This is a genomic window from Epibacterium ulvae, assembly GCF_018678075.1.
Classification (GTDB): domain Bacteria; phylum Pseudomonadota; class Alphaproteobacteria; order Rhodobacterales; family Rhodobacteraceae; genus Epibacterium; species Epibacterium ulvae_A.
In genome coordinates this window covers 9,384-19,292 of record NZ_JAHHIR010000061.1, presented here as the reverse complement: position 1 = coordinate 19,292, position 9,909 = coordinate 9,384, and the positions used below count along the sequence as shown (strand labels likewise).

Annotated in this window: 8 protein-coding genes and 1 pseudogene; 2 read left to right on the top strand and 7 right to left on the bottom strand. The window is 56.7% G+C overall.

The window, feature by feature from the left end; all coding sequences use genetic code 11:
• Nucleotides 1–818, top strand: an 818-nt coding sequence (locus KMP13_RS14460) for a calcium-binding protein (protein ID WP_215266633.1), incomplete at its 5' end; no start/stop codon positions are given.
• 71 nt (nt 819–889) lie between these two features.
• Here KMP13_RS14460 and KMP13_RS14455 read toward each other — a convergent pair.
• From KMP13_RS14455 to KMP13_RS14425, 7 genes are all read right to left on the bottom strand, one after another.
• The gene (locus KMP13_RS14455) at nt 890–1,888 is read right to left on the bottom strand and encodes an ABC transporter ATP-binding protein (RefSeq protein WP_215266631.1); all 999 of its coding nucleotides are present in this window, start codon (nt 1,886–1,888) and stop codon (nt 890–892) included.
• Nucleotides 1,885–2,883 carry an ABC transporter ATP-binding protein gene (locus KMP13_RS14450; RefSeq protein WP_215266630.1) on the bottom strand — a complete coding sequence of 333 codons (999 nt, stop codon included), beginning with the start codon at nt 2,881–2,883 and terminating at the stop codon, nt 1,885–1,887. Before KMP13_RS14450 ends, KMP13_RS14455 begins: the two co-directional genes overlap by 4 nt.
• Nucleotides 2,880–4,028 carry an ABC transporter permease gene (locus tag KMP13_RS14445; RefSeq protein WP_215266629.1) on the bottom strand — a complete coding sequence of 383 codons (1,149 nt, stop codon included), beginning with the start codon at nt 4,026–4,028 and terminating at the stop codon, nt 2,880–2,882. The genes KMP13_RS14450 and KMP13_RS14445 overlap by 4 nt, the downstream gene beginning before the upstream one ends.
• A 4-nt stretch (nt 4,029–4,032) precedes the next feature.
• Nucleotides 4,033–5,037, bottom strand: a complete 1,005-nt coding sequence (locus tag KMP13_RS14440; RefSeq protein ID WP_215266628.1) for an ABC transporter permease — start codon at nt 5,035–5,037, stop codon at nt 4,033–4,035.
• A 59-nt stretch (nt 5,038–5,096) separates the two neighbouring features.
• Nucleotides 5,097–7,136 (bottom strand): ABC transporter substrate-binding protein, encoded by a 2,040-nt coding sequence (locus KMP13_RS14435; RefSeq protein WP_215266627.1) that lies wholly within the window; start codon nt 7,134–7,136, stop codon nt 5,097–5,099.
• 53 nt (nt 7,137–7,189) lie between these two features.
• Nucleotides 7,190–8,008 (bottom strand): DeoR/GlpR family DNA-binding transcription regulator, encoded by an 819-nt coding sequence (locus KMP13_RS14430; protein WP_215266626.1) that lies wholly within the window; start codon nt 8,006–8,008, stop codon nt 7,190–7,192.
• 482 nt (nt 8,009–8,490) lie between these two features.
• Complete coding sequence (locus tag KMP13_RS14425) at nt 8,491–8,895, bottom strand: hypothetical protein (protein ID WP_215266625.1); 405 nt, start codon at nt 8,893–8,895, stop codon at nt 8,491–8,493.
• Between the two features lie 177 nt (nt 8,896–9,072).
• Here KMP13_RS14425 and KMP13_RS14420 point away from each other — a divergent pair.
• Nucleotides 9,073–9,909: pseudogene (locus tag KMP13_RS14420) on the top strand (IS5 family transposase); the annotation flags it as partial.

Sequence of the window (9,909 nt, the reverse complement as noted above, 5' to 3'; positions counted from 1 at the left end):
AGATCGAAGTCACAGATGGCGGGCTCGTCACCGAAACAACCATCACCGTCGAAGTTCATCAAGACGACAACATCATCACTGAAAGCAATGTTGTGGGCGAGCTGCTCAACGCAGGTGACGGTGACGCGGATGTGCTGCAGCTGACGGCCTATGAAGGACGTGGCCGTATCATCGGATCGATCAACAGCTATGGCGAACAGTTTGGTGAATTGTTCAACCAAAACCTGGTTGCGGATCGTGATGCATCGGCCATCCGTATCTACTCTTCCAACTATGAGGTGGACGAAAGCACCGGATTGACCGCACGCGAAACACGTGACGCGGAGCTAGACGTCGCCCTGACCTCAGCCAACTTTGCGGTGAACTTCGAAGTTGTCGTCGGGACCGAGTATTACGACACTCTGTTCGGCTCCAACGCATCGGACACCTTCTATGGCGGCGCGGGATCGGACTTCATCCACACACGCGGTGGGGACGATGTGATCTCGGGTGGTGATGGTTCTGACAACATCTTTGGGGGAACTGGCGCAGACACCTTTGTCTTTGACAGCCTGGACGGTGTGGACCGCCTGCGCGACTTCTCGTTCGAGGAGGGTGATCAGCTGGATATCTCCGCGCTGCTCTCCAACTTTGACGCAGATATCAGCGCAGTAGCCGACTACGTCGCCCTGGGCGTCAACGCCAACGGAGAACAAACCCTGGCGATCAGCGCAAATGGCGATGGCAACTTCGTCGACATCGCCACCTTCGCTGATGACGATGGGTTCACAACCTCATTGGCCGAACTGCAGCAAAACAACGCGCTGCTGTTTGCGTAAACCTCGCAGACCTCAAAAACAGAAAGGGGCCGCAACAATGCGGCCCCTTTCTTCGTTCGGATCTATGGGTTTTAAGCTTCAGCCATCAAGGCTTTCCAATGGTGGCACATGACCTGATGAGCACTGCCATCAGACTCCAGCGCAGGTTCTTCGCGTCGACACAGATCGTCCGCATGGGGACAGCGGGTGTGGAATTTGCAGCCCGAGGGCTGGTTGGTCGGTGACGGGATTTCACCCTGCAGTTTTTGCACCGTTCCACGATCATCAGGGTCCAACGACGGGATCGCGGAAAACAGCGCCCGCGTATAGGGATGGCGTGGTGCCTGAAACAAGTCCCGAGTTGGGGCGCTTTCGACGATCCGGCCCAAATACATCACCGCAACATGATCACAGGTATGGGCCACAACCGACAGATCATGGCTGATGAACATAAAGGTCAGACCCAGATCCCGTTGCAATGACTTCAAAAGGTTCAAGATATCGGCCTGAATGGAGACATCCAGCGCCGCCACAGATTCGTCCGCAACCACGAACTGAGGCCCGCAGGCCAGCGCGCGCGCGATGGAAATTCGCTGCCGCTGACCGCCGGAAAACGCATGAGGAAAGCGGCGCAGATGTTCCAGGTTCAACCGACATCTGGCCGCGATTTCACGCACGCGTTGGTCGGTTTCCTCACGGGTTTTGGTGATCCCCATCACCTCCAAAGGCTCGGCAATAATGTCGCGCACGGTCATTCGGGGCGACAGAGCCGCATAGGGGTCTTGAAAGATCAGCTGCGCCAGCCGCCGATAGGATTTGAGGTCGGATGCCGACATCTTGTCCAGCGCATATTCAACCGTGCCGTCGTCATAGGTGGCAGATCCACCAGCAATCGGCACCGCGTTCAAGAAAGCCCGCCCCAGCGTCGTTTTGCCCGACCCGGATTCCCCGACCACACCAAAGAACGAGCCTTTGGGGATGTCCAATGTAACCCCGTCCACCGCCTTGAGACTTTGACGTTTGAAAATCGAGTCACCGACAGAGAAGGACACCGACAGGTTGCGGGCTGAGATCAAAGGTCTGTTGGTCATTGTCCCGCTCCGTCCAATACCAAGTGACAGGCGCATTTATGGTCCGCGTTGCGATGGCTCCATTCTGGCACGCTGGTCTGGCACATTTGGCCCAACGATTGGCTGCAGCGGGTGTGAAACACGCATCCCGAAGGGCGTTCCAACGGGCTGGGAATGTCGCCTGGGACTGGAACCAAAGGCGCGTCCAAATCGTCCAGCTTGGGCAAGGCGTCAATCAGCCCGCGCGTATAGGGATGTTGCGGGTTGCGGATCACATCGCGCACCGGCCCCTGTTCAACCATGCGACCCAGATACATCACGGCAACCTTGTCAGCGGTCTGTGCGACCACGCCCAGATCATGGGTGATGAAAATGATACCCATGCCAAATTCCGTTACCAGCTCCTTCATCAGGTCGATCACCTGCGCCTGAATGGTCACGTCGAGCGCGGTTGTCGGCTCATCCGCGATCAAAAGCTGCGGTTTGGTCGACAGCGCCATCGCAATCATCGCGCGTTGACGCATGCCGCCGGACATCTCAAACGCATACTGGTTGAAGCGGGTGGCGGCATCCGAAATGCCAACACGATCCAACATTTCGATCGACAGCGCCTTGGCCGCGGCTTTTGACAGGTCGGCGTGGATCAGAAGCTGTTCCACCATCTGTTTTCCAATCGGAAGCGCCGGGGCAAAACTGGCCATCGGTTCCTGAAAGATCATCGAAACCGCGCCCCCGCGCACAACTTGCAGATCTTTGGGACGGTTCAAGGACATCACGTCGACAGTGCTGCCATCCCCCAATTGCAAATCGATCCGACTGTCGGGTCCATAGGCCGCGTTTTGGGCATTCAGCTTCATCAGTGCTTTGGCGGTCACCGACTTGCCGGATCCGGACTCGCCCACCAGCCCCATGACCTCACCCTTTTCCAAGGTAAAGGACACGTCATCCACCGCCGTCACCAACCCCTCGTCGGTTTTGAATTCAAGCGTCAGGTTTTGAACGTCCAACAGGCTCATTTCTTGGCCTCCGCATAAGGATCCGCCGCATCGCGCAGCCCGTCGCCGACAAAGACAAAGGCAAGCACCAGCGTGATGAAGAAGAAGACCGGAATGAAGTACCAGTGATAGTTCAGCAGCACGTCCGCCTTGGTCACGTTTTGCAGCATCACACCAAGGGAGTTCACCGGATCCTTCAACCCCAATCCGATGAACGACAGCGCTGTTTCGGACAGCACCATATAGGGAAAGGAAATCACCAGATCGACGATGATATAGCTGGTGAAACTGGGCAGCAGATGGCGGCGAATGATGTGACCGCCGCTGGCACCACAGAGCTGCGCGGCCAGCACATACTCCTGGTTCCGCTCAGTCAACAAATGGGTGCGGACACGCCGCGCGAGCGTTGGCCAGCCGATCAGCCCCAGGATCATGGAGATAAAGAAAAACCGCATCTCTGCCGACCAATCCGCCGGTACAAAGGCGGCGATCGCCATAAACAGCGGGATCGCAGGCACTGTCCGGATCGCATCGGTGATCATCTGCACGATACTGTCCAGCCAGCCGCCGTAGTATCCAGAGACACCGCCGATCACCAAGGCCAGCACAAAGGAGATCAACACCCCAATGGTGCCCACCTGCAATGACGTCCAAACCGCGTGAAGCGTGCGTGAAAAGATGTCCTTGCCCGCGCTGTCGGTGCCAAACAAGTGGATCTTACCCTCTTCCATACCAAACAGGTGAAGCGAGCCAGGAATGAAACCGAACAGCTTGTACCGGTCACCTTTGACAAAGAACACCATGTGCACGCGTTCGTCTTCGTTGACCTTTTCGACCCAGCGAAAATTGGTCTCAATCGAGCGTTCACGGGTTACCGGGTGCACAAACGGTACGATAGAGCAGCCGTTTTTATCGCAGAACTGCGGGATCTGCGGTGCCCCGTTCAGGTAATCTTTGTCCCGCCCGGCAACTGTCGGATCATAAGGCGACAGAAACGGTGCAAACAGGCCGGACAAGACCAGCACAACCAAGACAACCGCAGCGACCATCGCCGTTTTTTGTTTTTTGAAACGCGCCCAGATCAGTTGCCCTTGGGAGGCGGTGAAATAGGCCTCTTTCTTTTTGCTGGACCGGTCGGGGGAGGTTTCCAATGTCGCGTCGCCCATCTTGTTACCTCAGAATGCTTTTGCGGACGCGCGGATCAATCGCCGCCAGCAATACGTCCGTTGCAAAGTTCAATGTCACAATGGATGCGGTCAAAAGGAAGATGATCGCACCGGCCAATTGCTGGTCGTTTGACCGCGCCAAAGCCTCCAACAGCAGCGAACCCGCCTCAGTCAAGGTCAGGATCAGCGCCACCACGGGCAGCTCGTTAAAGATCCGGTTCAGGTCAAACCCAAGGCTGTTCACAATCGGCCCCAAGGCATGGCGCGCCGGGTAACGCCAGAGCAGGCGCATACCAAAAACGCCGCGCGCAGAGGCAGCCGTCACGTAAAGTTTGCCGATTTCATCAGACATCAAGGCCCGCACGGTTTGCAGCGCAAAGGCGGTCGCCGACCAGCCGAGGATGAAAACAGGCAGCCAGGCGTGTTTGGCCAGGTCTACAAATTTATCCCAGCTCCACGGAGCGTCCTTGTATTCGGGGGAAAACAGACCCGTCAGCGTGTTGCCGTAATAGACCGTGGCAAACAGCATAATCATCAACGCCAACAGGAAATTCGGCAGCGCCAGCCCCAGATAGGACAGAACCCGCAGCACGTTGTTCAGCGCCGCATTGCGCGACGCGGCGGAGATAATGCCAACTGGAATGGCAATCGCATAGGCCAGCATCAAAGCGCCGAGGCATACGGATAGGGAAATCCAAAATTTCGAGCCCAACAGCTGAGCAATATCGACCCGCAGGATACAGCTTTCGCCGAAATCCCCTTGAAAAGCTCCGCCCAGCCAGCTGACCCAACGTTGCAAAAAGGGTTTGTCCAGACCAAGCCGGACGCGTTCGGCCTCGATATCGGCCAGGGTAATCGCCTGCCCTTGGGTGTTTTTGTAGGCCAGATACCGTTCGGCACAATCGCCCGGCACCAATTCCATCAAAGAAAAAACAACCAGCGAGACAATGACCAACGTGACCAAAGCCATTGCCGCTCGTGTTGCAGCAAACCGCGCGAAATTGAACATTTCCGTCTCCCCGGTGACAAGCCGGGCGCCTGTTTCAGCGCCCGGCTCTGCGGTTTAGATTACTCGCTCAACCACCACTGGGTCGCGCGGTAAGGATAGGTGCGGTAGAATTCATAAGACGATGTCTTGAACTCGGGCACGTTATTCAGCTTGGTGCTGACATAGATCGGCGCAGGGGCGGACACGGTGCCGATGAACGTCAGCGAACCGGTCATGGTTTCAACCATGCGTGCGCCAATTTCCTGTTGCACGTCCGAACCCGGGATCGAGGACTGATAGGCGGCGGTGTCGTCAGACAGCGACTTGGCCCATGCCGGTGGTTCAATACCTGCGGCACCATCAGAGGACACCCATTCCGCCCAACCAATCGCTGGACGCAGACCAAAGTAGTCCGAATACGGTGGAACCCACAGCTGCGTATCACCCAGAATCGAACCTGCAGGCTGGCCAACAACCCACATCAGAACGTCCAGATTGTTGGAAGATTGTGCCGAGCGATACTCGTCAGAGGTCACTTCCTTGATGTTGGTGGTCACACCCAGGTCGGTCCAGTTTTGCGCAATCAGCTCAACCATTTGGGAGGAGGCCGCTTGGGTGGCGAATTGCCAGTCCAGCACAAAGGGTTCGCCATTTGGCAGGTCACGGTCGCCATCGCCATCGGCATCAACCAGACCGATTTCGTCCAGCAGCGCATTGGCTTTGTCCGCGTCAAACGCGATCTCGTGGCTAGCCCATTTTCTGTCGATAAAGTCCGGCAGCGGAGAGAAGCCAACATATTGCTGCGGTGTGCCCAGGCCGAAATAAACTGTCTCGTTGATTTCGTCGCGGTTCATACCAATAGACATCGCAGTGCGGAACCGGATGTCCGTAAAGATGGCGCGCATGGCTTCATCTTCATGGGTCAGGTTGAAGGCAACGGATGGCATCGCGATGGTAGGGCGAACCGAAATACCGTAGCCGCCCTTTTCCTGACCTTCCAGAAGGACAGGTGCAGACGACAGGTTCACGGCTTGCGATTTATAGGTGACTTCGCCGTTCAGCAGTTTCAGCGTCCGAACTTCTTCGTCACCGATATAGGCTTCGTTCAGTTCGTTGATGTAAGGAAGCTGGTTGCCCGCAGTATCCACCATAAAGAAATACGGGTTGGCAACAAAATGGCGCCCTTCCGCGTCTTCTTTGACAACGATGTGGCTTTCCAACGTTGGGGTTGCGTGCTTTGACAGACCGGCCAGTTTGTCGCCCGCTGTCAGCATTGGGGAAGGCGTGTCTGTCCAGTCAGAGTTGCCATAGTAAGCTTTGATCAGGTCATAGCCGTTCTCATAGCCTAGTGCCTGCGCTTTTTCATCCGCGTCAGCGGAAATCGCCGGGTGGAATTGACCCAGGAAATGCACCGGCTGATAGGGTTGCACATATTGCGCTGCAAAGGTTTCGATGAACCCAGGCTTGGGCGCTTTCATTGTGAACTGAACTGTGGTCTCGTCCAGAGCCACAACGTCCATCGGCTCACCGCCAGCCAGCACATAGGCTTTGGCTTCGGCGATGACATTCGTGTCCATCATCAGGTTGTTGTACCAGAACAGGATATCGGCCGAGGTGAACGGCGCGCCATCCGACCATTTATGACCCTTGCGCAGCTCAACAGTCAGCTGGGTAAAGTCGTCATTCCAGGTAAAGGATTTTGCAACGTGGGGCACGATGGTCTGCAGGTCATCCGCGTAACGCACCAGCGAGGTGTGACGCACTGACAAGAAGTCCGAAGTACCGGATTCGGTTGCATTGGACAGCGCTTCGAGCTGGCCACCATAGTGACCGATGCTGTCATATGGCGCTGAAATCAGCGGTTCTTGTGGCAGACGGTCCGCCAGTGCAGGCAAGGCTGGGTTGCCAAAGATCTTGCTGTTGAGATCCGCAAGAGCGGGGTTCTCGGCAAAGGACAGCTCACAAGCCGCTTTGCTGTTAAACTCGCCCAGTTCATATTGCTGCGGGAAATCACCGGCAGCCACACCTTTACCGTCGGCAATGGTCACTGCCGGGCAGGCAGCGGCTACGATACCGGGCAAAAGGATTGCCGCGGTGCTGGTCAGAAGAAGATGTTTCATGTTGCTCCAAGCCATTTCTAGGGGACCAAGGTTTGAGATAGGAAAAGAGGTTGTTAACTCGGTAGGTCTACGTCTTTGATTGCGGCCGCAGCGGGGTCTGCCACATGCGTGCGAATGCCCCATCCCTGCAGCGCATCTTGCAGCGCGGCATCAGGGGCCGCTTCGGTCACAAGGTCGGAAATCTGTTCTGGATCGCAGGCGACACAGGCCGCGCGGCGGTTGAATTTTCCACTGTCGGTCACCACGATCCCGTTTTGCGCGTGCTCAACCGCCGTACGGGTCAATTCCGCCTCTGCAGGGTTGGCGATCAACACGCCCATGTCGGCGCAAACTGCATCACAGCCAAAAATGGCCGCGTCATAGGCGAATTGGCGCACCAAAAGCTCGGCCCTGCGCCCGAAACATCCACGTTCTGCCCGCATCACCTCACCACCTGTCAGGAACACGCGCGTTCCATTGTGTTCTGCCAAGGCACCGACAACCGAGATCGAGTTGGTCACAACCGTCAGATTGGCCCGTTCTCGCAGCTGTTCCGCGACATATGTTGTGGTGGAGCCTACGTTCACAAACAGGGTCATGCCATCGTCGATCAGCGACAGCGCGGTGCGAGCAACTTGCGACTTTTCAGCTGCGTTCTGCTCCAGCGCACCGGAATACATCGGCGCGTCTTGCTCCACGCTCAAATAGGTGCCGCCATGGACGCGCTGCACTTTCCCTGCTTCCGCGAGGCCTTTGACCAACCGGCGCACGGTTTCTTCTGAAACACCCATCACCTGCGCAATTTGAGCGTTGCGGGCTGACCCACCCAGGCGGGCCAGCACCTCCAACAACTCGCGTCCGCGATGAGGTATTTTATCAGTGGCGTCGTTCATTTGGGGGTGATCCACAAAAAACCTCGATATCCCACAAAAATACACAAGACTGCATAAGTTTTGTGACATTATATGTGAAACTTATGCAACAGCGTGGGAGTTTCGGTTGTGGCTTCTGCTGCGTTTACGGTGTATTTCCCCAGAGAGACGCCGATTTTCTGGTCAATTTGGGCTCCGGATCACACCAACAGCGCATCAAGACATCAGCGATCCCGCCTGCGTTTTACAGCTAACGATTGCGCAATTTTTCCGAAGTTAATGTTTATTTTCAAATATCTAACAGGAAACCAAATTCGGCATTTTTGCGCTTTGAGTCGTATACACGTGCGCCACGGCAGCCAAAGGCCCCGCGCCGATTAACAAAAAGTCCAGCGACTCCCAGCCTATGCTCATTTTTTCAACACACCGTGGCGTTTTGTGGGTTTGCTTAACCGGATCAACAAAGGTGGATCCGAAATTCTTCTGGGCACATGCCGTTAGGATCAAACACTCGACCTTCGAATCGAGCGCAAAAGATGGAATTCAGGTGGGCAGAGGTTCCGGCAGACAAAGCTGACCATTGGCCTGGATCCAGCTTTCAACCACGCGCGCGGCGGGGGAGGTTCGAAATCACGCGCGCTCAGCAGATACCGCTTCCGCACAATGGGCGTAGGCACCGCATTTAAAACAACAAGCCGATCGTTATACACTTCGTTGGGCACCGTATGGGCTGAGATCAACGCAATGCCCAACCCGCTGTCCGCGCCCGCGTCCTTGGCAATGGCGCCCAGACCTTTGTCGCCCGAATGCGTGCGGCGCGCGGGATTGGCGATCACGCGCATGATCGGCTCTATGTAGATTTTGTTGCCCGCTGTGACACGGCGGTCGAACTGATCGATCGCGCCCACCCATGGAGTGCTCAAACAATTGGAACTGAATGGTTTTTCTAAACCATCAGGGGTGGTGACTGCATGCCGATGCACAAACCGGACCCTTTTGCCATTGACATTAGGGTACCTCGAACATGTCCCTGACCTCTGCGTTGGGATAGAAAGCGGCGGGCCTGCGGCGGCAGGGGTTTGACGATGGTTCGGATGGGTTTCTTTGACCTTTCAGACCGCTATGTGAGCCTTGATGCCTAGCGTGACCCTATGGTCGAGATTGACGCCATCGTGCCGTGGGAGGGGGGTCGCCCGACGCTGGAGCGGGGCTGGCGCAAGCCTGCGGCGGCGCGCTAGTCCCGGGCGGGCCGCAAACCGATGGACGCTGTGGTGATGTTCAAGACGCTGGTAGTGGGCACGCTCTACAACCTGTCCGACGACCAGACCGAATATCAGGTGCGTGATCGGCTGCCCTTCATGCGCTTCCTCGGCCCCGGGCTTTAGGACCGGGCCCCTGACGCCAAGACCGCGTCTGGCTTTATCGCGAGGGGCTGGCGCAGGCGGGGGTGGTTGAGGCGCTTTTCCAGCAGTTCGACGGTTACCTGGCACGGCAAGGTTACATCGCACGCGGCGGGCAGATTTTGGATGCTTCCATCGTGCGGGTGCCTAAGAACCATAACACGCGTGATGAAAGTCAGGCCATAAAGGCGGGTGAAGAGCCCGACGGCTGGGCCGACAAACCGGCCAAGCGGGCGCAGAGGGGCACTGACGCGCGGCGGACGAAGAAACACGGCAAGAGCCATTACGGCTACAAAAACCATGTGAATGTGGACCGAAAGCACAAGCTGGTCCGGCGCTACCATGTCAGCAACGCCGCCCTGCATGACAGCCAAGCGGTAGATCATCTGCTGATGCGGGGCAACACCGGAGCGAACGTCCGGGCAGACCCGGCCTATCGCTCACAGGAAATGGAAACCAAGCTGCGTGCCCGTGGCCTGAAGAACCGCATCCATCGCAAAGGCAAGGGCAAGGGCAAGGGCA